The 23,424-nt window shown below is 68.2% G+C and carries 23 protein-coding genes and 1 tRNA gene; 13 read left to right on the top strand and 11 right to left on the bottom strand.

What is annotated here, in order from left to right; translation table 11 throughout:
* Positions 1-29 precede the first annotated feature (29 nt).
* The 8 genes from hemC (at position 30) to P7B02_RS06500 (ending at position 8,180) form a co-directional block, all read left to right on the top strand.
* Positions 30-992 (top strand): hydroxymethylbilane synthase, encoded by a 963-nt coding sequence (gene hemC / locus P7B02_RS06535; RefSeq protein ID WP_277785517.1) that lies wholly within the window; start codon positions 30-32, stop codon positions 990-992.
* A 2-nt stretch (positions 993-994) separates the two neighbouring features.
* On the top strand, positions 995-1,708 hold the full coding sequence (locus tag P7B02_RS06530; RefSeq protein WP_277785516.1) for a uroporphyrinogen-III synthase: 714 nt from the start codon (positions 995-997) through the stop codon (positions 1,706-1,708).
* Positions 1,709-1,740: 32 nt separating this feature from the next.
* Positions 1,741-2,610 (top strand): COG4223 family protein, encoded by an 870-nt coding sequence (locus tag P7B02_RS06525; RefSeq protein WP_277785515.1) that lies wholly within the window; start codon positions 1,741-1,743, stop codon positions 2,608-2,610.
* Complete coding sequence (locus tag P7B02_RS06520; protein WP_277785514.1) at positions 2,607-4,157, top strand: heme biosynthesis protein HemY; 1,551 nt, start codon at positions 2,607-2,609, stop codon at positions 4,155-4,157. Before P7B02_RS06525 ends, P7B02_RS06520 begins: the two co-directional genes overlap by 4 nt.
* Positions 4,158-4,219: 62 nt before the next feature.
* Positions 4,220-4,295: transfer RNA gene (locus P7B02_RS06515), tRNA-Thr, on the top strand.
* 233 nt (positions 4,296-4,528) lie between these two features.
* Positions 4,529-4,906, top strand: a complete 378-nt coding sequence (locus P7B02_RS06510) for a hypothetical protein (RefSeq protein WP_277785513.1) — start codon at positions 4,529-4,531, stop codon at positions 4,904-4,906.
* A gap of 116 nt (positions 4,907-5,022) precedes the next feature.
* On the top strand, positions 5,023-7,233 hold the full coding sequence (locus P7B02_RS06505; protein ID WP_277785512.1) for a TonB-dependent receptor: 2,211 nt from the start codon (positions 5,023-5,025) through the stop codon (positions 7,231-7,233).
* A 5-nt stretch (positions 7,234-7,238) separates the two neighbouring features.
* Positions 7,239-8,180, top strand: a complete 942-nt coding sequence (locus P7B02_RS06500; RefSeq protein ID WP_277785511.1) for an alpha/beta hydrolase — start codon at positions 7,239-7,241, stop codon at positions 8,178-8,180.
* Here the strand turns inward: P7B02_RS06500 and P7B02_RS06495 are convergent.
* Entirely contained in the window at positions 8,177-8,839 is a 663-nt protein-coding gene (locus tag P7B02_RS06495; RefSeq protein ID WP_277785510.1) for a glutathione S-transferase family protein, read from the bottom strand. The genes P7B02_RS06500 and P7B02_RS06495 overlap by 4 nt on opposite strands.
* Before the next feature lie 118 nt (positions 8,840-8,957).
* Between P7B02_RS06495 and P7B02_RS06490 the strand changes: the two genes are divergently transcribed.
* Both P7B02_RS06490 and P7B02_RS06485 read left to right on the top strand, forming a co-directional pair.
* The gene (locus P7B02_RS06490) at positions 8,958-9,998 is read left to right on the top strand and encodes a ribonucleotide-diphosphate reductase subunit beta (protein ID WP_277785509.1); all 1,041 of its coding nucleotides are present in this window, start codon (positions 8,958-8,960) and stop codon (positions 9,996-9,998) included.
* An 87-nt stretch (positions 9,999-10,085) separates the two neighbouring features.
* On the top strand, positions 10,086-10,298 hold the full coding sequence (locus P7B02_RS06485; protein WP_277785508.1) for a DUF2945 domain-containing protein: 213 nt from the start codon (positions 10,086-10,088) through the stop codon (positions 10,296-10,298).
* Here P7B02_RS06485 and P7B02_RS06480 read toward each other — a convergent pair.
* From P7B02_RS06480 to P7B02_RS06470, 3 genes are all read right to left on the bottom strand, one after another.
* Positions 10,295-11,173 carry a class I SAM-dependent methyltransferase gene (locus P7B02_RS06480; RefSeq protein WP_277785507.1) on the bottom strand — a complete coding sequence of 293 codons (879 nt, stop codon included), beginning with the start codon at positions 11,171-11,173 and terminating at the stop codon, positions 10,295-10,297. The two genes, P7B02_RS06485 and P7B02_RS06480, sit on opposite strands and share 4 nt — an antisense overlap.
* Before the next feature lie 4 nt (positions 11,174-11,177).
* A complete protein-coding gene (locus P7B02_RS06475) occupies positions 11,178-12,593 on the bottom strand; it encodes an MBL fold metallo-hydrolase (protein WP_277785506.1) in 1,416 nt (471 codons plus the stop codon).
* An 82-nt stretch (positions 12,594-12,675) separates the two neighbouring features.
* On the bottom strand, positions 12,676-13,932 hold the full coding sequence (locus tag P7B02_RS06470) for a dicarboxylate/amino acid:cation symporter (protein WP_277785505.1): 1,257 nt from the start codon (positions 13,930-13,932) through the stop codon (positions 12,676-12,678).
* Positions 13,933-14,165: 233 nt separating this feature from the next.
* On the opposite strand from P7B02_RS06470, the gene P7B02_RS06465 reads away from it, so the two are divergent.
* The 3 genes from P7B02_RS06465 to P7B02_RS06455 all read left to right on the top strand — a co-directional run bounded on the left by P7B02_RS06465 (position 14,166) and on the right by P7B02_RS06455 (position 17,958).
* Positions 14,166-15,434, top strand: a complete 1,269-nt coding sequence (locus P7B02_RS06465; RefSeq protein ID WP_277785504.1) for a hypothetical protein — start codon at positions 14,166-14,168, stop codon at positions 15,432-15,434.
* A gap of 17 nt (positions 15,435-15,451) precedes the next feature.
* Complete coding sequence (locus P7B02_RS06460; RefSeq protein ID WP_277785503.1) at positions 15,452-17,575, top strand: FG-GAP-like repeat-containing protein; 2,124 nt, start codon at positions 15,452-15,454, stop codon at positions 17,573-17,575.
* Between the two features lie 65 nt (positions 17,576-17,640).
* Positions 17,641-17,958 (top strand): hypothetical protein, encoded by a 318-nt coding sequence (locus tag P7B02_RS06455; protein WP_277785502.1) that lies wholly within the window; start codon positions 17,641-17,643, stop codon positions 17,956-17,958.
* Position 17,959: 1 nt separating this feature from the next.
* Here the strand turns inward: P7B02_RS06455 and P7B02_RS06450 are convergent, their stop codons facing one another.
* The 7 genes from P7B02_RS06450 to P7B02_RS06420 are packed head-to-tail and all read right to left on the bottom strand — an operon-like array spanning position 17,960 to position 23,230.
* Complete coding sequence (locus P7B02_RS06450) at positions 17,960-18,493, bottom strand: hypothetical protein (RefSeq protein WP_277785501.1); 534 nt, start codon at positions 18,491-18,493, stop codon at positions 17,960-17,962.
* A gap of 38 nt (positions 18,494-18,531) precedes the next feature.
* Positions 18,532-19,212, bottom strand: coding sequence for a sugar phosphate nucleotidyltransferase (locus tag P7B02_RS06445; RefSeq protein ID WP_277785500.1), 681 nt, complete (start codon positions 19,210-19,212; stop codon positions 18,532-18,534).
* 10 nt (positions 19,213-19,222) lie between these two features.
* Positions 19,223-20,305 (bottom strand): dehydrogenase, encoded by a 1,083-nt coding sequence (locus P7B02_RS06440; RefSeq protein WP_277785499.1) that lies wholly within the window; start codon positions 20,303-20,305, stop codon positions 19,223-19,225.
* Positions 20,305-21,315, bottom strand: a complete 1,011-nt coding sequence (locus P7B02_RS06435) for a hypothetical protein (protein WP_277785498.1) — start codon at positions 21,313-21,315, stop codon at positions 20,305-20,307. The genes P7B02_RS06440 and P7B02_RS06435 overlap by 1 nt, the downstream gene beginning before the upstream one ends.
* Entirely contained in the window at positions 21,312-21,929 is a 618-nt protein-coding gene (locus P7B02_RS06430) for an SIS domain-containing protein (RefSeq protein ID WP_277785497.1), read from the bottom strand. The genes P7B02_RS06435 and P7B02_RS06430 overlap by 4 nt, the downstream gene beginning before the upstream one ends.
* A 6-nt stretch (positions 21,930-21,935) precedes the next feature.
* A complete protein-coding gene (locus P7B02_RS06425; RefSeq protein ID WP_277785496.1) occupies positions 21,936-22,475 on the bottom strand; it encodes a D-glycero-alpha-D-manno-heptose-1,7-bisphosphate 7-phosphatase in 540 nt (179 codons plus the stop codon).
* Between the two features lie 2 nt (positions 22,476-22,477).
* Positions 22,478-23,230, bottom strand: coding sequence for a transaldolase (locus P7B02_RS06420; RefSeq protein WP_277785495.1), 753 nt, complete (start codon positions 23,228-23,230; stop codon positions 22,478-22,480).
* Between the last annotated feature and the right edge of the window lie 194 nt (positions 23,231-23,424).

Genomic DNA, 23,424 nt, shown 5'->3' with positions numbered 1-23,424 from the left:
TATAGGCGTTTCGAGGTAGCTTCGTCCGCATGGTCCGGCAACAGCCTTCCGTCGTCCGCATCGGCGCCCGTGGCTCCAAGCTTTCGCTCGCCCAGACCCGCACGATGCAGCTTCGCATCGCCGCCGCCCTGGGCGCGCCGCCCGAAGCCGCCGACGAGGTGGCCCCGATCACGGTCATCACCACCACAGGCGACCGCGTGCAGGACCGCCGCCTGCTGGAGATAGGCGGCAAGGCCTTGTTCACCAAGGAGATCGAGGAAGCCCTCCTCGACGGCCGCATCGACTGCGCCGTCCACTCCATGAAGGACGTGCCGGCCGAACTGCCGCCCGGTCTCGTGATCGCCGCCGTGCCGCAGCGCGAGGACGTCCGCGACGCCTTCTGCAGCAAGATCGCCCCCCGGCTGGAGGACCTGCCGCGGGGCGCGGTGCTGGGCACCGCCAGCCTGCGCCGCCAGGCGCAGAGCCTGAACCGCCGTCCGGACCTGAAGATCGTCATGCTGCGCGGCAACGTCGACACCCGCCTTGCCAAGCTGGAGGCCGGCGAGGCCGACGCCATCCTGCTGGCCCAGTCCGGCCTGAACCGCATGGGCCTGGGCGACGTGCCCGCCAGCCAGATCGACCCGTTCGAGGCGCCGGTGGCGCCGGGGCAGGGCGCCCTGGCCATCCAAACCCGCACCGAGGACTTCCACGCCCCCTGGCTGGCGCCGCTGCGCTGCCCGCAGACCGCCCTGGCCGTGGCCGCCGAACGCGGCGCCCTGTTCGCGCTGGAAGGCTCCTGCCGCACCGCCGTCGGCGCTTATGCCCGCATCGACGGCCAGCGTCTGGACCTGGTGGTCGAGGCGCTGACGCCCGACGGAACCCGCCGTTTCCGCCGCGAAGGCGCGGTGGTCCTGCCGGCCGAGGGCGGCGAACGCGCCGCCGTGGAGCTGGGCCTGGAGCTCGGCGCCGCGGTCCGGGCGGAGGGCGGCGACGCCCTGATCTGGACGGTCTGACCTTGGCCGCGGGGCGCAGCATCTGGATCACCCGGGCTCAGCCTGGCGCCGACGCCACCGCCGCACGCCTCCGGGATCTGGGTCATGAGCCCGTTATCGCGCCGCTGCTGTCGGTGCGCGACCTCTCACCCATTATCGATCTGGACGGCGTCGGAGCCCTGGCCTTCAGCAGCGCCAACGGCGTCCGCGCCTTCGCCAAGCTTTCGCCGGAGCGCGGACTGCGCGCCTTCGCCGTCGGCGCCGCCACGGCCGAGGCCGCCAAGGCCGCCGGCTTCACCGGCGTGTTGTCGGCTGACGGAGACGTCGACGCCCTGGCCGCCGCCATCGCCGCGCGGGGGCGGGAGATCGGGGGGATCGTCCTGCACGCCGCCGCCGCCCAGCCGGCCGGTGATCTGGTCGGAGCCCTGGGCGCAGCGGGTGTCTCCGCGCTGGCTGTGGCGGTTTACGAGACGGTGGTGGAGAAGCCCGGCAAGACGCTTCTCGACGCTCTCGGCGACATCGACCTCGTGCTCGTCCACTCGCCCCGGGCGGCCAAGGCCCTGGCGCCGATCCTGGGCCGCCAGCCCGCGCCGCGTCTGCGCGCCCTGTGCATCTCGCGCGCCGCCGCGGCGCCGTTGAAGGCGCCACAGGCCAAAGGGAAACTGGGCGGCGTGGCTTTTGCCCCGTTCCCCATCGAGACCGCCCTGCTTAATCTTATAGACAGGCAACCGGACTAGGCTGGTCGCCTCTTGAAACTTCGCGGCCTGTCATGACGCTTGCGCCCGACCCGACCGAGATCACCCCGCCCAAGGATCCGACGATCTATGCGCGTCCGCGCCTTATGGGGCCGGGTTTCTGGGTGGCCATCGCCTTTGGCGTCCTGTGCATCGCCGGCGGTTACGGCCTGGCCAAGTTCGGACCGAAGCTGACCGGGCCTGGCGTGCTAAACGAATCAGCCGCGCCGGCTGAAGCGCCCGCGGCGCCCGAATCGGCCAGCCGTCACCCGACCGCTGAGCTTGAGCCGGCGTCCCGGCCCGCCGCTCCGATCACGACCGATCCCGCCCTGGAGGGCCGCATCGCCGATCTGGAGGCCGGCCAGGCCCGTCTGACCGAAGCCGCCGGAGCGGCGCTCGCCGTGGCCGCCCTGTCCGAGGCCGCCCAAAGCTCCCGTCCCTTCGATCGCGAGCTGTCCCAGGTCGAGGCTGTCCTGCCGATCTCCGTCGATGTGCGCGGTCTGCGCCGCCTGGCCGAGACGGGCGCGCCCACTCGCGCCGCCTTGACCGAGGAACTGGACGACGCCGCGTCGCGCGCCTCGGTCGCCGCCCGCGATCCGGGCGAAGGGGCCGGCCTGTGGGCCCGCGCCTCCCACGCCCTGGCCGCCATCGTCACCGTCCGCTACGTGGGCTCCACCACGGGCACGAGCCCGGACGCCATGCTCGCCCGCGCCCAGCGGCTGATGGACGAGGGGGATGTGGAGGGCGCGCTGCAGGTGGTCGACCGCCTGCCCGAGCGCGTGCGCACGACCCTGACCGACTGGCGTCTGCGCGCCGAGCGCCGCGCCGAGGTGGACCGCCGCATCGCCGTCATCCGCGGCGAGGCCCTGGCCGATCTCGCCCAGACACGCAGGGCGGCGAGATGATCCGCACCGCGCTCGTCCTGTTCCTGGTCGCCGCCGTGGCGGTGACCGCCATGGCCCTGACCGGCGAACCGGGCCACGCCAGCCTGACCTGGCTGGGCTGGCGCGTGGACACCACGGCCGCGGCCGCCGCCCTCATCACGCTCTTCTCCGCCCTGGCTGCGACCATGGGCTGGAAGCTGGTCCTCTGGCTGATCGAGGCGCCCAAGCGCGCCGCCCGCGCCCGCGCCGAAAGCCGCCGCAAACAGGGTATGGAGGTTCTGGCGCGCGGCTACCTCGCCGTCGCCGCCGGCGACGGCTCCGAAGCGCGCCGTCTGGCGCGCAAGGCTGTCGATCTGGCCGAGGACGCGCCGGTCCTGACCCGCGTGCTCGCCGCCCAGGCGGCCGAGGCCGCCGGCGACACCGCCGCCGCCAAGGCCGCCTACACCGCCATGCTCGGCTTCCCCGACATGCGCCTCGCGGGCCTCAAGGGCCTGATGCATGCGGCCCAGGCCGAGGGCGACGAGACCGGCGCCCTGCGCCACGCCCAGGCCGCCTACGGCTTGGCCCGCACCGCCCGCTGGGCTTGGCGCGCCCTGCTGGAGCACCGGCTGGAGGCTGGCGACTGGGCGGCCGCCCTGGATCTGGTCCAGGGCGCACAGGAACGGAAGATCGTCCCGCCCTTGGTGGCGGACCGCACCCGCGCCGCCCTGCTGGCCGCTTCGGCCGCCCGCATGGAGACCTCCGCCGATCCGCGTCAGCAGGCCCAGGCCCTGGAATTCGCCCAGCAGGCCGTGAAGCTGAAGCCCGACTTTGCCCCTGGCGTGGTCATGGCCGCCCGCCTGCTGGCCGCCGACGGCAAGGCCTCGCGCGCCGCCAGTGTGCTGGAGTCGGCCTGGAAGGCCTCGCCCCATCCGGCCCTTTGGCTGGCCTACCGCGATCTGAAGACCAACGAGACGCCCAAGGCCCGCGCCGCGCGCCTGATGAGCCTGGTCCAGCTGAATCCATCGGCCCGCGAGAGCCGCATCTTGCGCATCGAGCAGGCCCTGCTGGCCGGCGACCCGGTGGCCGCCCGCGCCGCCGCCCGCCTGCTGGACGCCGAGGCGCCCACCGCCCGCTTCGCCGGCCTGATGTCCCGCGTGGCCTACGCCAATGGCGACGCCGACGAGGCCCGCGCCTGGATCGCGCGCGGCGTCGGCGCGCCGCAGGAGGCCGACTGGTCCGACCTGGACCCCGAAGGCCACGCCTTCGCCTACACCCGCGAGGACTGGACGCGTCTGGTCGCCACCTATGGCGAGACGGGCGAGCTGATCCATCCGCGCTTCGAGCGCAGCGAGCGGACCATCAGCGACCTGCCGGAACTGCCGCTGTCCTATACCGACCATGGAGACCAGGCCTCTTTCCTCAAGGCCGCCGAAAGCGGCGCCGGTCTGATCCCGGTGCCGGACGATCCGGGGGCGCCGGACTACGCTGATCCTGTCGGCGAGACGCCGCCTCCGCCCCCGCCGAACGCCCGTCGCACACCGGGTGCGCGTCGACGCTTGGCAAACGGCCCGCGCGCCGCTAAATAGCCGCTTCCCTGGATCCTCGGATCTGGCGGAGCACCGATTACCAGCGTCCTCACGGACCCGGCGCCGCTTTAGCTCAGCTGGTAGAGCACCTCATTCGTAATGAGGGGGTCACAGGTTCGAGTCCTGTAAGCGGCACCACCGTCTTCCATGAAAATCAAAGAAGATGCGCCGCCGCGGGACCTGGCGCGTCGGTCATGCGGGCGCCGGCCGGGCGACGGCCTGCACGCCACGACCGCCAGGCTTTGTTCACTCGCCAATAATCGCGCCCCCGGCGAAGGCCGTGCGGGCGATCCGACCGCAGGGGCCTGCCGCTCGCCGACCTTCGCGCGGCCTCTGGCCTTTTGCCGGCGAGTCGTTGAATGATTCCGGGTATGTCGCAGACGCTGTCCAACGAAGAGCTGATCGCCTGGGCCCAGACCCTGGAGGGCTATGCTCGCGACTGGGACGAGACCTTCGACAAGCGCCCCGGCTATTTCACCCAGGAGTTCTGGTACCTGCTGGTGGGCTGCATGATCGCCGACTGGCGCGGCAAGCCCATGACCGTCAGCGCCGCCTGCCAGTTCATGAAGAGCGGCTCCAGCCGCACGCGCGAGGAGCGCATCAAGCGCGCCGTCACCGACGGCTTCCTGTCCAAGGAGAAGGCCGGCGATGACGGCCGCGCCGCCATCGTGCGTCCGACCCCGCGCTTGGAGGCCATGATGCGCGGCCATCTGGAGCGCACCCTGCGCATGGTCCGCGACGCGGTTTAGCCGCAGATTTTACGGGCAAATCCCCGCTAAACTCTACGATAGTCGTCGGCCCCCGAACCGATCACCCTGACCGGATAGACGCCGCATTGATCGGCGCACGCCCTTGGGGGGGACACATGACCATTCAATCGAGCGCGCGCCGCGCCCGCCTTCGCCGCGTCGGCGGCCTGCTGATGGCGGGAGCTTCGCTCGCCGCCCTCGCCGTCGCCTTCGCCGGCCCGGTTCGGGCCCAGACGGCTTCAGACGAGACCGCGGCCGCGGCCCTGGACGAGATCGTCGTCACCGCCCGCCGCCGCGACGAGCGCCTGCAGGACGTGCCGGCCGCCGTCACCGCCTTCTCCTCGACCGCGCTGCGCAACATGCAGGCGACCAATGTCGGCGACCTGCAGGGCTCGGCGCCCAACCTGACCATCCACGAGGGCGACGCCTCGAACGCCGTGGTCTATGTGCGCGGCGTCGGCCAGATCGACAGCCTCGCCTTCGCCGACCCGGGCGTCGGCGTCTATGTGGACGACGTCTATCTGGGCCGGGCCCAGGGCGCCTTCCTCGACGTCTATGACGTGGACCGGATCGAGATGCTGCGGGGCCCGCAGGGCACCCTCTATGGCCGCAACACCATCGGCGGGGCGGTGAAGTTCGTCTCCAAGCCGCTGACCAACGACTTCGCCGGCGCGCTGGAGGCCACGGTCGGCGACTACGAGCGCGTGGAGCTGAAGGGCTCTGTGGGCGGCGCCCTGGTCCAGGACAAGCTGCTGGCCAAGGCGGCCTTCGTCTATTCCGCCCGTGACGGCTACAGCCTGAACGCCCTCGACGGCCGGACCGACGGGGACAAGAACCTGCTGGCCGGCCGCCTGGCCTTCGAATACCGGGCCAGCGAGGACTTCAGCCTGCGCCTGAACATCGACGGATCGCGCGACCGGCCTGACCGCTCGCGCACCCCGGCCCGCGCCACCGCCGTGTTCGGCGCGCCGCCGACCTTGAACAATCCCTTCGACGTCAACGCCAGCTTCAACACCCTGGCCGATCTGTCGACCGCCGGGGTGTCGCTGGTGGCCGACTGGAAGCTGTCGGACGCGGTCGGCCTGAAGTCGATCACCGCCTATCGGAAGATGTCCTACGACTCCAACCTGGACCTGGACGCCACCACCCAGGCGATCTTCGGCGTTTATGTGCGGGAGGATCAGGACCAGATCAGCCAGGAGCTCCAGCTCAACTACACCGGCGATCGCTTCACCGCCGTCGGCGGCCTGTTCTGGTTCAAGGAGCATGACGACACCTTCAGCGGCCTGCTCGGCCCGGCCATCAGCCTGGTGACCGGCTCGCAGAACGACCAGCACAACGAAAGCTGGGCCGCCTACGGCCAGGGGACCTACAGCCTGACCGACCATCTCTCGGTCACCGCCGGCCTGCGCTACACCCACGAGAAGAAGGACTTCTTCCGCACCCAGAAGTTCTTCGCCCCGACGGTCACGACCCTCCCGGTGCCGTACGATCAGGGGCCTTTCGCCACCTTCATCGACACCTCTGACGAGTGGAGCTCGTTCACCCCGCGCTTCGGCCTGGACTACAAGATCAGCGACGACGTGCTGGCCTATGCCAGCGTCAGCCGTGGCTTCAAGAGCGGCGGCTTCGACGGCCGCGCCAACGACGCCGCCGGCGCCCGTCCCTATGATCCGGAGACCCTGTGGGCCTACGAGGCGGGTCTGAAGTCGACCCTGCTGGACCGCCGTCTGACCGCCAACTTCGCGGTTTTCTGGAACGACTACAAAGACCTGCAGCTCTCCAGCTTCACCGCGGACTCCAGCGGCGCCTTCACCGCCCTGTTCACCAACGCCGGCGCCGCCACCATCCGGGGCGCGGAGCTGGAGCTGGTCGCCCGTCCGATCCGGCCCCTGACCCTGAACTTCGTGCTCGGCTACCTCGACGGCCGCTACGACGAGTACATCGGCCCCGGCGGGCGCGACATCAGCGACCAGCGCGAACTGGTCAACGCGCCCAAGTGGGACGGCAAGATCGGGGCGAACTACCGCTTCGACCTGGCCGATGGCGGTTCGCTCACCGTCGGCGCCGACGCCGCCTTCCGCAGCAAGACCTACCGCACGGTCTCCAGCAGCGAGATCCTGGCCCAGAAGGGCTATGTCCTGGTGGACGCCTTCGCCCGCTGGCAGGACGCCCGCGACAAGTGGTTCGTGCAGGCCGGCGTGAAGAACCTCACCGACAAGCGCTACATCGAGCAGGGCTTCGACCTGTCGGACTCGCTCGGCTACCAACTGGCTTACTTCGGCGCCCCGCGCACCGTGTCGGCCACCATCGGCGTCGCGTTCTAGCGCCGATGTCGGACCCTTACGTCGATCCTGACACCGAACGCCTGCTGGCGCGCATGGCTGGGGACTTCGCCGCCGCGCCCGCGGAGCCGACGGTCCAGGAGCGGCGCGAGGGGCTGGCGGCGGCCGCCGCCCTCTATGGGCCGGACCCCACGCCGGTCGGGCGCGTCGAGTCTCTGCTTATCGACGGCCCCGGCGGACCGCTGCCGCTTCGCATCTACTGGCCGGTCGAGACGAAGGGCTCCTTGCCTCTGCTGCTGCACATCCACGGCGGCGGCTGGGTGCTGGGCGATCCTGACGCTTATGAGCGCGTTGTCCGCGCCTATTGCGCCTTGGGCGGCTGCATCGTCGTTGATGTCGACTATCGACGCGCGCCGGAGCATCGCTTCCCCGCCGCGCTTCTGGACTGCGAAGCGGCGCTCGTCTGGGCCGCCGCTAATGCCGCCAGGCTGGGCGCGGATCCCAAGCGGATTGTGGTCACCGGAGACAGCGCCGGCGGGCACCTGGCCGCCTCGGTCTGCCAGCGCGCCCGCGTGCCCCTGGCCGGGCAGGTCCTCATCTATCCGGTGACCAGCGCCAGCACCCGGGCGGACTTCGCCTCGCGCTCGGCGCTGGGCGACGGGCGGTGGTTCTTGCGCCACTTCGACATCATCCGGGCCGAGACGGAGTACTTCTCCCGACCGGAAGATCAGGACACCGCAGCCGGCTCGCCCCTGTCGGCGCCGCAGATGCTGCGGGCCAATTCGCCGCCGACCCTGGTGATCACCGCTTCGCTCGATCCTCTGGTGGATGAAGGCCGCGCCTATGCGGAGGCTTTGGCCGCCGCCGGCGTGCCGACCACCTATCGCTGCGTGGAAGGGACCATCCACGCCTTCGTCCTGTTCGCCGGCCAGATCGCCCTGGGGCGTGAAGTGCTGGAGCAGGTCGGCGTCTTCATCCGGGCCGCCTAGCCCTCCCAGCCGTCCTCGAACGGGAACCGCTTGGCCCAGAAATCCCGCAGCAGCGGGTGGTCGTCCACACGCCGGACCACCTCCGACAGCTTGGGCGCGACCTCGTAGAAGCGCCGCCGCCGCGGGCGCCAGCGGCTGATCACGGTCACATAGAGGTCCAGCACCGTCAGCTGCTCGCCCAGGATGTAGGTTCCCGGCTCGACCTGCGCGTCCATCATCCGCCAGCAATCGGCGATGCGTTCCAGGGTCCGCGCCTCGATCACCTTCTCGGCCTCTGCGCCCTCGGCCAGCCGGGAGGGTTCGTCCCGCACCCAGAACATCGAATAAATGCTGGCCGGGATGTAAGTCATCCAGCGCAGGAACTGCTTGCGGCGCGGATCGGTCAGGCCGGGGGCCAAGCCCGCCTCCGGGTGGCTGTCGGCCAGCCAGGTCAGGATGGCGCCGCTTTCGGTCATCACCTCGCCATCAGGGAAGACGAGGGCCGGCACCTGCCGCATCGGATTGACGGGAGCGACCTTGGCCTGCTGCGCCTCACCCTCCCAGGTCGGGGCCTCGACCACCGCGTGCTCTATGCCCAAAAGGGTCAGGGCGGCCTCCACCGGGATCGAGCCGGAGCCGGCCGCGCCATAAACGGTCAAGATTTCGGGCTTGTGGATCATTCCGGACTCCTGTGGATCGAAACGCTAAATATGGTTTCCAGGTGCTTTACGCACCCAAGATGTTGCGCGATGGTGTGCTTGCTTCACTCGAACCTTCCGACTCGTCGAGCTGCCCGCCATGACCGTCTCATCGCTCCAAACGCCTGGACTCCTCACTTCGTCGATCGGCTACAAGCCGTTCCGTTATCCGTGGGCCTATGACTTCTGGAAGAAGCAGCAGCAGGTCCACTGGATGCCCGAAGAGGTGCCGCTGGGCGAAGACCTGAAGGACTGGGCCACCAAGCTCAACGACAAGGAGCGCAATCTGCTCACGCAGATCTTCCGCTTCTTCACCCAGTCGGACGTGGAAGTGGCCGACAACTACATGGAACGCTACGGCCGGGTCTTCAAACCCACCGAAGTGAAGATGATGCTCTCCTCGTTCGCCAACATGGAGACCATCCACATCGCCGCCTACGCCCTGCTGCTCGAGACGATCGGCATGCCGGAAAGTGAGTTCGGCGCGTTCATGGAATACGAGGCCCTCAAGGCCAAGCACGACTACATGCAGCAGTTCGGCGTCGACACCAACGCCGACATCGCCCGCACCCTCGCCATGTTCGGCGGCTTCACCGAGGGCCTGCAGCTGTTCGCGTCCTTCGCGATGCTGATGAACTTCCCGCGCTTCAACAAGATGAAGGGCATGGGGCAGATCGTGTCCTGGTCGGTGCGCGACGAAAGCCTGCACTGCGAAGGCATCATCAAGCTCTACCACGCCTTCAACAAGGAGACGCAGTGCGTCACCAAGGCCGTGGCGGACGACATCGTCGACTGCTGCAAGCACGTGGTGGGCCTGGAGGACAAGTTCATCGACCTGGCCTTCGAGGCCGGCGAGGTCCAGGGCATGACCCCCGACGACATCAAGCAGTACATCCGCTTCATCGCCGACTGGCGCCTGCGTCAGCTGGAGCTGCCGGAAGTCTACGGCGTGAAGGAAAACCCGCTGCCCTGGCTGCAAAGCCTGCTGTCGGGCGTGGAGCACGCCAACTTCTTCGAAGCCCGCGCCACCGAGTATTCCAAGGCCGCCACCAAGGGCCAATGGCACGGCAATGAAGGCGTGTGGTCGAACTTCGACCAGATGCTGGCCAAGCGCAGCGAAGCCGCCGCCCTGGTCGAATAGGCCAAGCCGTAACGGACATCGAGAAGGGCGGCGGGAGCGGAACTCCCGCCGCCCTTCTTCATTGCGCTTCGGTCAGAGGAGCGCGTCATGACCGACAAGACCTTCAAGGGCGGCGACAAGGTGAAGTGGGACCACAGCCAAGGGACCGCCACGGGCGAGGTGGTCCGCAAGCAGACCCGCGCCACGCACATCAAGGGTCACAAGGTGGCCGCCACCAAGGACGATCCCCAGTACATCGTCGAAAGCGGCAAGACCGGCGCCCGGGCCGCCCACAAGCCCTCGGAGCTTCGAAACGCCTAGAGCGGGCGGGCGAAGACGATCGTGTTGCGGCCCATGCCGATGCCGGCCATGGCGCGGTTGAACTTCATGCGCAGCTCCTGGCCCATGGCCAGCTCAAGCCGCCGCCGCCGCTGGTGGCAGCTTTTCCCCGTCGCACGGTCGCGCGTGTAGTCCTCGCCCATGAGCAGGAACAGCTCGAGCGGGAAGTCAGCCGTCCGGCGCAGGACCTCAAACCGCTCGGCGGTCAGGAAATTCTCCAGCCCCTCGGCGGTGAAGTAGTTCACGTGGTCAGGAATGGCGACCCACCAGGGCTTCTGGTCCACAGCGGCCCGCGCCTGCTCCTGCACGGCGCTGAAGTCGTTGGGAACACGGATCATCACCAGCCCGCCGGGGGCGAGCAGATTGCGCATCCGCTTAAGCACCTCCGCCGGGTGGGGAATGTGTTCGAGCACGTTGGACAGGGTGACCACGTCGGCTGATCCGTGGTTGGCCTTATCGTCCGCATAAGGCTCCAGATCCGACTCGATAAGGTTGCGGCCAAGCTCCCGGCCGTGCCTGACCGCCATGGTCGACGGGTCGATGCCGCGCGCGTCGAACCCGGCGGCGGCCAGCGACGCCACCAGCTCACCCAGCCCGCAGCCGATATCCAGGGTGCGCGGCCCGGCTCCCAGCTCGCGCAAGGTGGTGATGATATCGGCGTGCTCCGACTCCCGCAGCCAGCGCATCTCCTCCACAGCGTCGGGATCGGCGTTCAGCCGGCGGTCGTCGGGCGCCAGGGCCTCGTAGTAGGTCGAGGCGTAGAACTCGTGGAGGTAGGCCTTGCTTGGGGCCGGCTCCAGCCGACGGACGCCGGGAATGGGGGTGTCGGCGACCTTGAACTTTGGTGTCTCGCTCATCGGATCAGGCGGCGTTCACGAGGGCGGCGTCCGGTTTGAACACCGTCGAGACGCGGCCCGGGAAGGCATGCTCGCGGCTGAACGCGCCCCGGGTTTTCAGATACGCGTTGAACAGCGTCATGACGTGCCAGAAGGCGACCTCCTCGGGAGTGAAGGCGCCTGGACGATAGATCAACGCCCAGCCGGAGCGGATGTCCGAAATATCCATCACGCCCGCCATTTGCATGGCGAGGCACTTGGCGTCGAAGGCCATGACCATGTCGCGGCCGGCGGGATCCAGGGTGTGCGGCGCGCGGGTGAAGCGCATGGTTCCCGCGGCGAAGTCCAGGGCGATCTCGTAGCCGACGCTCGCCTCGCCATCCGTGACGGCGAACAGCGTGCGCCAGGTGCGGGGCTGCACTTTGTCCAGGTTGTGCTTGAACATATCCGCAAAGTTGGCGGTGACATGGGCGGCGTAACCGATCATGGCGGCCTCGTAGACCGCCGGATCGTGGACGAAGCCGTCCTCCCAAAGGCTCTGGGCGGCGATGGCGGCCTGGACGTCCGGCCGCCGGCGCATGGCCGCCAGCACCGTCATCAGCTCCTCTTGGCTGGAATAGGCGGGCGTGAAGTCAAGGCGCGGCTCGGCCAGGTCGAGCTCGTCGCCGGGCGCCATGGTCAGCACCGTGAACGGGCGGCTCTTGGCCGCGGCGTCGCGCCGGAAGTCGAAGGTGTGGGGGCCCAGATAGGCGTCGCTGTCCGGCACCCGGATATAGATCATGTCGCAGGCGCAGGGGACGACGAACCTCGCGCCGACCGCCTCGCCGTATGCAGAGCTGCGGTCGAGCACGCGCTGCTTGCGCGCCTCGGTCTCGGCTTTCTTGCGGGTCTCGTCCATGACGAAGAAGGTCGGATAGATGCTGGAGTTGATCACCCCCAGCAGGGCGAGGTCCACCTTGTGCGCGGCGCCGATCTTCCGCGCCTCCTCGATCGGCATCATGCAGTCGTTCTGGTGGAAGACCGAGTGCCGTCCGTCAGAGGCGACGATAGCGCTGTCGACCGTGCCCAGGTCGGCATAGAGGGTGACGGTCAGATCGCGTTCGATGCGCCGCGTCTCGCCGTGCTGCAGCTCGATGATGGTCTCAAAGCCCATCTCGACCAGGGTCGGCCGGATCGGATTGTCCAGGTCGCCATAGGCCCGGATGATGATCGGGATGTGGCGCGGGATGTGCCCCAAGGTCAGGGGGCAGAAATGATCCACGTGGCTGTGCGAGATGTAGATGTAGTCCTGGTCCACATAGTCCGCCGGGCCGATCGGGCACTCGGGGAACTGCCACATCAGATTGTGGATCGGGTTGTAGGTCCAGGGATCGCACAGCAGCCGCACACCCTGGTCCGTCACCAGACGGAATGAGGCGTGCGAATAGTAGGTGACTCTCACGGGCTTGCCTTTCGCGGCCGAACGCCGGGCGTCCCGAAGGTCGCCCGGCATGGTTAACGCGGCCCTAAGGAAGCCGAAGGGCTCAGTGCCCCTTCACAGGCTCCACGGTCTCCACCGGCGGGCCAAGCTGCTTCTCCCACTTGCCGACAACGGCGGCGGCGACGGAGTTGCCGACCACGTTGGTGCCGCTGCGGCCCATGTCGAGCAGATGGTCCACCGCCACGATCAGCAGCAGGCCGGCTTCCGGCAGCTTGAAGTAGGTGAGGGTGGCGCTGATCACGACCAGCGAGGCGCGGGGCACGCCCGCCATGCCCTTGGAGGTCACCATCAGCAGCAGCAGCATGGTGATCTGCTGGGCGATGGACAGCTCGACCCCATAGACCTGGGCGATGAACAGCACCGCGAAGGTGCAGTACATCATCGAGCCGTCGAGGTTGAACGAATAGCCCAGCGGCAGGACGAAGCTGACGATGCGGCGGTTCACGCCGAACTTCTCCAGCATCTCCATGGTGCGCGGATAGGCGGCTTCCGAGGAGGCGACCGAGAAGGCCAGCAGGGCCGGCTCGCGGATCTCCTTGAACAGACCCACGGCCCGGGCGCCGATGAAGGCGAAGCAGGCCAGGAACAGCACGCCCCACAGCACGCCCAGCGACAGGTAGAAGCCGCCGACGAACTTGGCGTAGGTCAGCAGCACGCCCAGGCCCTGGGTGGCGATGGTCGAGGCCAGGGCCGCGAAGATGGCGACCGGCGCCAGCTTCATGACGTAGCCGGTGACCTTCAGCATGATCTTGGTGATCTGCTCGACCAGGGTCAGGACCGCCGGGGCCTTGTCGTCGATGGCGGCCACGGCCGTGCCGACGAAGATCGAGAACACCACGATCTGCAGGATCTCGTTCTTGGCCATGGCGTCGATGGCCGAGGACGGCACCAGGTGGGTGACGAAGTTCGACAGGGTGAAGGCGGTGGTCTCGATGCCCGAGGCCTCGGTCACCGCCGGCGGCGTCAGGGACAGGCCCGAACCCGGCTGGATGAGGTGGACCATGATCAGGCCGATGGTCAGCGACACGATCGACGCGCCGATGAACCAGCCCATGGTCTTGGCGCCCACGCGGCCGATGGCGCCGGCATCCTCCATGTGGGCGATGCCCGACACCAGGGTGGCGAAAACCAGCGGGGCGATGATCATCTTGATCAGGCGCAGGAAGAGGTCGGTCAGAACCTTGAGGCCGGCGGCCACCTGTTCGATCTGCTCCGGCTGGAGCGTGATGTGGCAGATCCAGCCGACGAGGATCCCGAGGACCATGGATCCGACGATGAGATAAGCGAACAGACGGTTCATGCGTCCCCCACTGTTATTTTGGGCGCCTTTTTCACAGGGAAATCCGGCGGCGTCCACGGCGCTGTGAGCCCGGTGCGGTCATTTGCGGCATGAAACGACGGAATCCGGGCAAAACGCAGCTGTTAAGACGCTCTTCTTCATGACGCAGGCGGCGCGACATACCCCAAACGGGGATGTGCGATCCCCTTCGCGCCCCACACACAAGTCTCTCCGAACAGCCTGGAGAGGGATTCATGGCCAAGGTCACCGCGGGAGCCGTCGCCGGCTTCAACATGTTCGACATGGATATCGGCGGGATCGCCGAAGGGGACATCCTCAGCGCCACGCCGACCCAGATCGTGATCGGCTACGGCGGCGGCGACACGGACACCTTCATCGGCAGCTTCACCTACGCCGGCTCCAACATCACCGGCGGCACGCTGAACCGTATTGAGGTGCGCGTTGGCAACGCCCTGGTCTGGACCGCCAGCGACTTCAGCGCCTCGGTGCCGCAGTTCCTGGCCTGGCTCGCCGCTGACGACACCGAGGCCGCCGTGCGCAGCATCCTGTCCGGCGCGGACGAGATCACCGGCTCCTCCGGCGCGGACGTTCTCTACGGCGTGGGCGGCAACGACCGCCTGGACGGCGGAGCCGGCACGGACACCGTCGTCTATGACGGCGCCTCCGCCAGCTACACCTGGATCCAGACCGCCAACGGCTGGACGGTGACGGACAACCGCGCCGGCTCGCCGGACGGGACCGATACGCTGGTCGGCATCGAAGCCCTGCGGTTCTCCGACCGCACAGTCAGCCTGACCAGCGGCGGCCCGAACCAGCCCGTTCCCGCCGTGACCACCGGCATCGCCTCCATCCTGCGCGGCTCGAACGCGGCGCTGGAGGCCGACCTCTCGGCCAAGGTTTCCGTCGGGGCCCTGACCCAGGCGCAGGCGATCGGGGAGATCGTCAAGGCGGCGGATCAGACGACCTCGGTGGCGACGCTCAGCTACCTGTTCTTCACCGGCAAGATCCCGGGTTCGGCGGGGATCGACTATCTGGTCTCGGCCTCGGGCCCCAATCCGAACAACCTGAACTCCGCCTACTTCCAGAACTTCAATCTGGAGAACCGCTACATCAATTTCGCGGTGAACCTGGGCCGGGACGGGGAAGGCAAGGCCGCCTTCCAGGCCGACTACGGAAGCCTGAGCCTCTTCGACGCCACCAAGAAGGCCTATGCCGAAATCTTCGGCGGAACCCCCACCGACGCCAAGGTCACCGCCCTGCTGTCGGGCGGCCGCGACGCCTACTTCGCCTCCTATGGCGGCGACGGCCTTGCTGGTCAGGGGACCAAGGCGGCCATGGTCGGCTGGCTGCTGGCGGAGGCCGAGAAGGGCGATCTGGGCGTCATGGCCCGCTCCAACGCCGCCTGGCTCACGGATCTCGCCGACGGCTCGGCCCCCTTCGCCATCGACATCACCGCCCCGGGGGCCGGCTACTACAAGAGCGAGTTCGTGTTCGGCGGTTGATCAAAGGAGCAGTCTTCATGGTAACGCTCAGCACCACAAAGCCGCCGGCCGCATCGGCCTTCTACAAGGTCGGCCAGTTCGGCATTGAGACCCGGTCCATCCGCGAGGATCACGGTGTCTACTACTATCCCACCGCCAATGACCGGCAGGAGGCGGGGATATTCAGCCTGGGAATGCCCTATAGCGGGGTGGGCGACTTCAACGGCGACGGACGGCAGGACATCATCCTGGGCTGGGTGGCGTTCCCACACACCGTTCCTCGACAGTCGATGGTGGCGCCGAGCCTTTATTTGAATGACGGCAAGGGCGGGCTGCGGTTGGCGACGAGCGCCGAGGCCGACGCCATTCCCGCCATCTTCAAGGGGCAGCGCTTCGCCGTCGCGGATCTGAATGGCGACGGCGTGGACGACATCGTTCAGGCCAGCGAAGGGATGAACCAGCGCAACACCGACGGGACCTACACGACTAAGTACGATCCCATCATCCTGATGCTGTCGGCCCCCGGCGGCCGGATCATGAACGCCACCACGAACATCCAGGGTCAGGAAGCTCTCGCTCCGCCTGCGGGTTATGCGGTCGGCCATGAGATTTCCGTGGGCGATGTCGATGGTGACGGGGACAAGGACCTCTTTAGCGGGAAGCTGTTGTTCCTCAACGACGGCAAGGGGAAGTTCACCGCCGCCACCGGCGCCCTGCCCGAAGCGGTCAAGCCCGGCCATACGATCCTGACGGCGTCGGCCATTGGCGACGTGGACGGCGACGGCAAGGCCGACATCTTCGCGGCCTATATCGACGGGACCCAGGTGCTGGCGCTTTCGCGGTGGAACGGGCAGGCGTCAGGCTGGCAACTGCAGACGATCCCCCAAGGTCTGTACGGGGCCAACACCAAGCCTAACGATGCGGAAATGGCCGACGTCAACGGCGACGGCAAGCTCGACATCATCGTCACCCAAACCCGATCGGAGCCCTACTATCGGGGCGCTGGGGTCCAGATCCTGATCAACAAAGGCTCGGGCCAGTTTGTCGACGAGACGGCCTCCCGCATCGACAACGGTCCACGCGACAAGTGGTGGGGCGAAGGTGAGATTTATCTCGCCGATTTCGATGGCGACGGCGACATCGACCTTAGCCACAGCACAGACCACGAGACCCAAGATGGTAAGGTTGTCGGGGGCGGCGCCGCAATTGCGCTCAATGACGGCACGGGCAAGTTCACCTGGCTTGCCCAGACTGTCTACGCGGACGTCAAACCCTATCAGCTTGCCGGCTATGAGGACACGGAGCCCTTCCAGCAGCGGCCCCTGCCTGCGCGCCTGTTCCCGATCGATCTCGACGGGAAGGGTGCGATCGACTTCGTCGCGCAGGTCCAAACTCCCTTCAGCAAGTGGCCGACGACAGAGCCCGCCGCCTACACGACCTACACTGTGATCAACACCGCGCCGCTTCCGGGTTCGGCTGATCCGACCATCCTGGCTGCGACAAGAGCGATGCTGCGCGGCTCCAATAGCGCTCTGGCCACCGACCTTTCGGCCAAGGTCTCGGCGGGAGCTCTGACCCAGGCGGCGGCGATCGCCGAGATCGTCAAGGCGGCGGACCAGACCACCTCGGTGGCGACGCTCAGCTACCTGTTCTTCACCGGCAAGATCCCAAGCGTTGGCGGCATCGACTATCTGGTCTCCGCCTCCGGCCCCAACCCGAACAATCTGAACTCCGCCTACTTCCAGTCCTTCAACCTGGAGAACCGCTACATCAACTTCGCGGTGAACCTGGGCCGGGACGGGGAAGGCAAGGCGGCCTTCCAGACGGAGTTCGGAAGTCTGAGCCTCTTCGACGCCACCAAGAAGGCCTATGCCGAGATCTTCGGCGGAACCCCCACCGACGCCAAGGTCACGGCCCTGCTGTCGGGCGGGCGCGACGCCTACTTCGCGAGCTACGGGGGCGACGGCCTCACCGGCCAGGGGACCAAGGCGGCCATGGTCGGCTGGCTGCTGGCGGAGGCCGAGAAGGGCGATCTGGGCGTCATGGCCCGCTCCAACGCCGCCTGGCTCACCGACCTGGCCGACGGCTCGGCCCCCTTCGCCATCGACATCACCGCCCCGGGGGCCGGCTACTACAAGAGCGAGTTCGTGTTCGGGGGCTAGGGTGCTTCCCCCGGGAGGCGACGCGCGCTAGCGACAGCGGGCGTCACCTTCTCAGGGAATTTCCCATGCGTGTTCTGCTGCTGGCCGCCGCTTCGTGGTTTCTGCTGACCGGCGCCGTGTGCGCTCAGTCCTCGGAGACCACCAAGGGACGCCTCGACACCCAGGCAGGCGGCGTGGTGTGGAAGCCCGTTTGCGAGGAGCCGCGGCGCCCCGCGCGCAACACCACCTTCGCCGCCGCCGCCTATAACCGGGCCGTCACCGAGTATTTCACCTGTGTCACCAGCCAGGCCGACTACGATGTGGCCGTGATCCAGCGCTCGGTCGAGAAGGGGCGTGAGGAGGCGGTCCAGCAGATGCGGGACCGCCTGAGACGCAACCAGTAGGTCAGGCGACCGCCGTCGGCGCGCGCCGGCCTCGTACGACCGCAAGGCCGAAGCCGACGAACAGCGCCAGCATGATCGCCTGGCTGGCGGCGAACGGCGGCTCCGACAGGGTCGGGGCGGCGGCCTGCAGGACGGGGATCTTGGTGAAGGCCTGGGCCACGGCCACGAAGGCCAGGAAATAGACCTGGGCCACGAAGCTTCCCAGATAGACGCCGCGCCACAGGCCGGCGAAGCCGCGCAGCCGTGCGACGAGCATGGCGGCGAACACCAGGGTCGCGACGATCCCTGTCGCCACCGCCGGCGTGATTCCCGGCAGCGGGAACATGAAGCCGGTGGCCGTGGTGCCCGCGGCGGTGACCAGGAACAGCGGCGTCCAGAACCGCTGCACGTGCGCGCCCAGCAGGGCGGCGACGGCCATGAGGCCGGAGGCGAGCGCGATCAGGGCGATCACGCTGTGGAAGAGGGTGAAGTAGAACAGGATCATGGCGAACCCCATCAGCTCGATGCTGCGATGGGTGAAGCCTGCGCCTGTCATCGGCCGCCCGCTTGTATGTTCGTGACGGTCTTTGCCGCTCAGCTTGAAAAGGTCATGTCCTGCGCGGCGGCCAGACTCTCGGGCACGCCGATGTCGATGAAGGCGCCGTCGAAGCGGGCGCCGGCCAGGCGGCCCTCGCGGCAAAGACGCGGCAGGGTCTCCTGCTCGAGCGACACCTCGCCAGCCAAAATCGCTCTGCGGTCCATGGCATAGACGCCGCCGTTGATCAGGCCCTCGGCGCGCTGCGGATCGCGCGGCTCAAGCGCCGTGATCATGCCGCCGTGCAGTTGCGCCGTCTCGTAACGGTCGGCGATCTCCACATGACGCAGCGCCACGGCGGCGAAGGCCGGCTCGCCGACGCTCAGCGCCCGCCAGTCGAAGTCGAACCAGGTGTCGCCATTGACCAGCAGAAAGCGCTCATCGAGCTTCGAGCTCGCATGCGCGAGGGCCCCGGCGGTGCCCAGCGGCTCCGGCTCGATCGACAGCGATACCTTCACGCCCGGATAGCGGCGGACCTCGTCCTCGGCGAAGGCGGCGATCATCTGCGCCTTGAATCCGGCCAGCAGCAGGATTTCCGAAATGCCGCTCCGCGCCGCCTTGGCGAACAGGTGGGCCAGGAACGGCCGCTCGGCCACCGGCTGCAACGGCTTGGGCAGGTTCTCGCCCAGCGCGCCCAGGCGCGTGCCGCGGCCGCCCGCCAGGATCACGCACTGCTTCATGGGTTCGGCTCTACCGGCGCACGCGCCAAGCCTCGGCGCCGTCATAGGTGAACTTCACCGCCCCGGCCTGTCCACCCGCGGCGTTCAGCGCCTCGACCAGGCGATAGCGGTTCTCCGGATCGGTCAGCAGCATCAGGAAGCCGCCGCCGCCGGCGCCCGACACCTTGCCGCCCCAGGCGCCGGCCGCCATGGCCAGGTCGTACAGGCGGTCCACCTCGCTGGTGGCGACCCCGCTGGCGGTGCGCTTCTTGGCCCGCCAGGAGCGGTTCAGAATCTCGGCCACCTCGCGCACGTCGCCGGCCAGCACCGCCGCCTTCATGGAGGCCGCGTCCGCCTTCAGGGCGTGCATGCTCTCCAGGGTCACCGGGTCGTCGGCGTTCAGGCCCTTGAGCTGTTCGCGGATGATCGTCTCCGACCGGCGCGACTGGCCGGTGAAGCAGGCCACCAGCGAGGACTCCAGCTCAATCAGATGGTCGCGCGAGGCGCGCAGCGGATTGACCACCACCCGCTCCCCGTCGAGAAATTCGATGTAGTTCAGCCCGCCGAAGGCGGCGGCGTACTGGTCCTGCCGGCCGCCGGCCAGACCCAGGCGCAGGCGCTCGATCTCGAAGGCCAGGCGCGCGACCTCATACGGCCCCAGCGGCGCGTCCAGGGCGGCGCGGAACGCCTCGATCAGCGCCACCACCACGGCGGAGGAGGAGCCCAGGCCCGATCCGGGCGGGGCGTCGGCCGTGGTCGACACCACCAGCGGAACCCGTACGCCGTCCAGATAGGTCTCCACGAAATGGCTGTAGACCGCCTTGTGCAGGATCAGGCCGGCGCCGCCGTCGATCTCCTGGCCGGGGGCGTAGCGCTCCTCCTCGCCCAGATCGCTGGCGCGAAACACGATCTGGCCGTCCGCCGAAGGGCTCACATGGGCGAAGGCGAAGCGGTCGATGGTGACGTTCAGCACGGCCCCGCCGTACTGGTCGCAGTAGGGCGAAAGGTCGGTGCCGCCGCCGGCCAGACCCAGGCGCAGGGGCGCGCGGGCCCGCATGGGCGCGATCACCGGCCGTTCGCTTGCCGGCCGCCCAATCACCGGCTTCTCTGGCATCAGCCGACGGCTTCCAGCACGCGGGTGCCGCCGTGATCGACGCCATAGTGCAGGCGGGGCATGTTGTTGCGGACCATGAAGGCTTCCAGCGCCTCGCCGTCGCCGGGCGTGAACAGCATCAGGAAGCCGCCGCCGCCGGCGCCGATCACCTTGCCGCCGGTCACGCCATAGGCGCTGCGCGCCTCGTCATAGATGGCGTCGATGTGCGGCCAGCTGATCTTCGAGGACAGCTTCTTCTTGTGGGTCCAGTGCTCGTGCAGCATCTCGCCCCAGCCCTCCAGGTCGCCCGCCTTCCACGCGTCGCGGATACGGTAGCCCAGGTCCTTGATGAAGCCGAGGTTCTCCTGCGTCTTGCGGCGGGCCTCGTCCTGCTCGTCCGCGCCCAGCATGGCCTTGTGCTGGTCTTCCAGGATCACGGCCGCGTCCCGGCGCAGGCCGGTGTAGTAGATGTGGGTGTGGCGCACGAAGGCGGCCTCGACCTCGGGGTCGAGCTCGACCTTGCCCACGGTCACCTTGCCGTCCGGCGCGATGTCCAGGGTGGTCAGCCCCCCGAAGGCGGCCATGTATTGATCCTGCTTGCCGATGCCCTTGTTGAGGACGTCGATCTCCAGGGTGCAGGCCTCTTCCGCCAGTTGGGCCGGCGTCGGGCGCTCGCCCTTCAGGGCGTGCAGGGCGTGCAGGAAGCCGACCAGGAAGCAGCTCGATGAGCCCAGGCCGGTGCCGCCGGCGATGTCGGCGATGGAGGCCAGCTCCACACGGTCATGCAGGCCGTGGCGCAGCAGCGCCTCGCGCACCAGCTCGTGCTGGATGTCCAGGCTGCGGTCGGCGGCTTCCGGGTGCGGGCCGTGGATCAGCACGCGCCGTTCGAAGGCCGGGCGGTGGGCGGTGATGTGGATGTACTTGTCCAGCGCCATGGCGAAGATGAATCCGCCGCCGTGGCGATAGTAGCTTTCCAGGTCCGTGCCGCCGCCGCCCAGGGTGACGCGCAGGGGGGTGCGCGTGGAGATCATTCGGCGGCCGGGGCCTCGACGGGGGCGATCTGCTCCCAATGGCCCTTGTGCAGGGACAGCGCCGGGTGGCTGACCAGCAGGTGCCAGACCACGGCGGCGAGGCCCTCGACGATCGGGGTGATCAGTTGCGGATCGACGGTCGGGATCACCACGCAGGCGTCGGCGACCTGGGCGGTGAAGCCGCCGTTGCGGCCGACGATGCCGGTGATCGCCGAGCCGCGCTGCTGCGCCAGCTGCAGGGCGCGCACGATGTTGGCGCTGACCGGCGGCTCGACGCTGCCGCCGCCGACGGAGAACACCAGCAGGGCGTCTTCGGCCTTCAGGCGGCTGGTCTCCAGCCAGGTGGACAGCGTGCCTTCCCACCCCTCGTCATTGATGCGGGCGGTCAGCTCCGAGACGTTGTCGGTCGGGCAGTACGCCTCGAAGCCGCAGATCTTGCGGAAGTCGTTGGTGGCGTGGCTGGCGTGGCCGGCGCTGCCGCCGACGCCGATGATGAACAGGCGGCCGCCGGCTTCGCGGCGTCCGGCCAGGACTTGCGCCATGGCGTCGATCTGGGCGCGATCGAGGCCGGCGACGGCGCGGTTCACCGCATCGAGGAAGTGGTCGACGAACATGGGGGATCAGGCTTTCTGGTAGACGTCTTGAAGGATCACGCGGGCGGCCGCGTAGAGGTCGTCGACGATGCTGTCGGCGCCGGCGCCGCTGTTGTAGGGGCGTGCCAGAAGGATGGTGCGCACGCCGGCGGCTCGGCCGCAGGTGGTGTCGCGGTCCATGTCCCCGACCATCCACGAGCGATGCAGATCCACGTCCCAGCGCTGGGCCAGGTCGAGCAGCAGGCCCGCCTTGGGCTTGCGGCAGCCGCAGCCGTCGCGGTCGTCATGACGGCAGGCGGCGATCTCGTCGATCGGCAGGGCGTCGTCGAGGATGGCGTGCAGCACGTCCAGCTCGCCGTTGCTCATCAGCCCGCGCCGCACGTCCGGCTGGTTGGTCACGCCGAACAGCAAGAAGCCCGCGGCCTTCAGGTCGCGCAGGGCGGCCTCCACGCCCGGGATGATCTGCAGCTCCTCGGGGCGGCGCGGCGAGGCGGGTTTGCCGTCGCGCCAGACGACGCGGTTCAGCACCCCGTCGCGGTCGAGGAAGACGGCGCGACGCTTGGTCATGATTACAGCGTGAACCCGGCGGCGACGGCGTCGCGGCGGAACATGGCCACGGTGTCCAGCGACAGGGCGTCCAGGTCCATGCCGGCCATCTGGTCCATCTTCTTCAGGATGTCCGGCGTGGCGGTGATGATGTGGCAGCCGCACTCGCGGGCCTGATAGATGTTCAGGGCTTCACGGGTGCTGGCCCACAGGACCTCGGCCTTCGGCTTTTCGGCGGCCATGGCCACGGCGGCGCGCATGATCGGCATGGGATCAATGCCGGTGTCGGCGATGCGGCCGGCGAAGATCGAGATGATCCCCGGGACGTTCGGGTCCAGGGCGGCCACGGTGCCGGCGGCCTGGGTCAGGGTCAGGATGGCGGTGACGTTCAGCTTCACGCCTTCGCGCGACAGCTTCTCCACCAACGGCAGGCTGCTTTCGCCCTTGGTGTTGGTGATCGGAATCTTGACGTAGGCGTTCTCGCCCCAGCCGGCGATCAGGCGCGCTTGGCGCTCCATCTCCTCGAACTCGTCCGAGAACACCTCGAAGGAGATCGGCATGTCGGGGATCAGGGCCAGCAATTGCTTGGCGAACCCGGCGTAGTCGGTGACGCCGGCCTTGTACATCAGGGTCGGATTGGTGGTGAAGCCGGTGACGCGGCCCTCGGCGTGCAGCCGGGCGAAGTCATCGAGGCTCGCGCCGTCGCCATACAGCTTCAGTTCGACGCCGGCGGCGGCGGCGTTGGCGTCGCGAAATTCCTTCTGGATGTGACCCATTGCCGACCTCTTCTAATAATCACTATTGAAACGCGCGCGCCAAGTTATGGCTTTTCAGGCGTGCGAATATTCGAGCGCGGCCATTTGGTCCATGCGACCAAGTTGCGCAAGCATTTAACCTTACATGTGGGTTAATTTACATTTGGCAAACATGACTTAGCTCAAAATGCAACCGGAACTAGATTTCGAGTTTT

The organism is Caulobacter segnis, assembly GCF_029543125.1.
In the GTDB taxonomy this organism is placed as follows: Bacteria; Pseudomonadota; Alphaproteobacteria; order Caulobacterales; family Caulobacteraceae; genus Caulobacter; species Caulobacter segnis_D.
Note: the sequence above shows the minus strand (reverse complement) of the source record. Positions and strands in the feature narration are given on the sequence as shown.

Bases quoted from the DNA above. Each gene is read 5' to 3' on its own strand.
- P7B02_RS06455 (WP_277785502.1), top strand. From the start codon at position 17,641: ATGCGTGTTCTGCTGCTGGCCGCCGCTTCGTGGTTTCTGCTGACCGGC.
- P7B02_RS06465 (WP_277785504.1), top strand. From the start codon at position 14,166: ATGGCCAAGGTCACCGCGGGAGCCGTCGCCGGCTTCAACATGTTCGAC.
- P7B02_RS06435 (WP_277785498.1), bottom strand. From the start codon at position 21,315: ATGATCTCCACGCGCACCCCCCTGCGCGTCACCCTGGGCGGCGGCGGC.
- P7B02_RS06490 (WP_277785509.1), top strand. From the start codon at position 8,958: ATGACCGTCTCATCGCTCCAAACGCCTGGACTCCTCACTTCGTCGATC.
- hemC (WP_277785517.1), top strand. From the start codon at position 30: ATGGTCCGGCAACAGCCTTCCGTCGTCCGCATCGGCGCCCGTGGCTCC.
- P7B02_RS06525 (WP_277785515.1), top strand. From the start codon at position 1,741: ATGACGCTTGCGCCCGACCCGACCGAGATCACCCCGCCCAAGGATCCG.
- P7B02_RS06500 (WP_277785511.1), top strand. From the start codon at position 7,239: ATGTCGGACCCTTACGTCGATCCTGACACCGAACGCCTGCTGGCGCGC.
- P7B02_RS06445 (WP_277785500.1), bottom strand. From the start codon at position 19,212: ATGAAGCAGTGCGTGATCCTGGCGGGCGGCCGCGGCACGCGCCTGGGC.
- P7B02_RS06480 (WP_277785507.1), bottom strand. From the start codon at position 11,173: ATGAGCGAGACACCAAAGTTCAAGGTCGCCGACACCCCCATTCCCGGC.
- P7B02_RS06450 (WP_277785501.1), bottom strand. From the start codon at position 18,493: ATGACAGGCGCAGGCTTCACCCATCGCAGCATCGAGCTGATGGGGTTC.
- P7B02_RS06440 (WP_277785499.1), bottom strand. From the start codon at position 20,305: ATGCCAGAGAAGCCGGTGATTGGGCGGCCGGCAAGCGAACGGCCGGTG.
- P7B02_RS06495 (WP_277785510.1), bottom strand. From the start codon at position 8,839: ATGATCCACAAGCCCGAAATCTTGACCGTTTATGGCGCGGCCGGCTCC.
- P7B02_RS06460 (WP_277785503.1), top strand. From the start codon at position 15,452: ATGGTAACGCTCAGCACCACAAAGCCGCCGGCCGCATCGGCCTTCTAC.
- P7B02_RS06485 (WP_277785508.1), top strand. From the start codon at position 10,086: ATGACCGACAAGACCTTCAAGGGCGGCGACAAGGTGAAGTGGGACCAC.
- P7B02_RS06420 (WP_277785495.1), bottom strand. From the start codon at position 23,230: ATGGGTCACATCCAGAAGGAATTTCGCGACGCCAACGCCGCCGCCGCC.
- P7B02_RS06430 (WP_277785497.1), bottom strand. From the start codon at position 21,929: ATGTTCGTCGACCACTTCCTCGATGCGGTGAACCGCGCCGTCGCCGGC.
- P7B02_RS06520 (WP_277785514.1), top strand. From the start codon at position 2,607: ATGATCCGCACCGCGCTCGTCCTGTTCCTGGTCGCCGCCGTGGCGGTG.
- P7B02_RS06510 (WP_277785513.1), top strand. From the start codon at position 4,529: ATGTCGCAGACGCTGTCCAACGAAGAGCTGATCGCCTGGGCCCAGACC.
- P7B02_RS06505 (WP_277785512.1), top strand. From the start codon at position 5,023: ATGACCATTCAATCGAGCGCGCGCCGCGCCCGCCTTCGCCGCGTCGGC.
- P7B02_RS06470 (WP_277785505.1), bottom strand. From the start codon at position 13,932: ATGAACCGTCTGTTCGCTTATCTCATCGTCGGATCCATGGTCCTCGGG.
- P7B02_RS06425 (WP_277785496.1), bottom strand. From the start codon at position 22,475: ATGACCAAGCGTCGCGCCGTCTTCCTCGACCGCGACGGGGTGCTGAAC.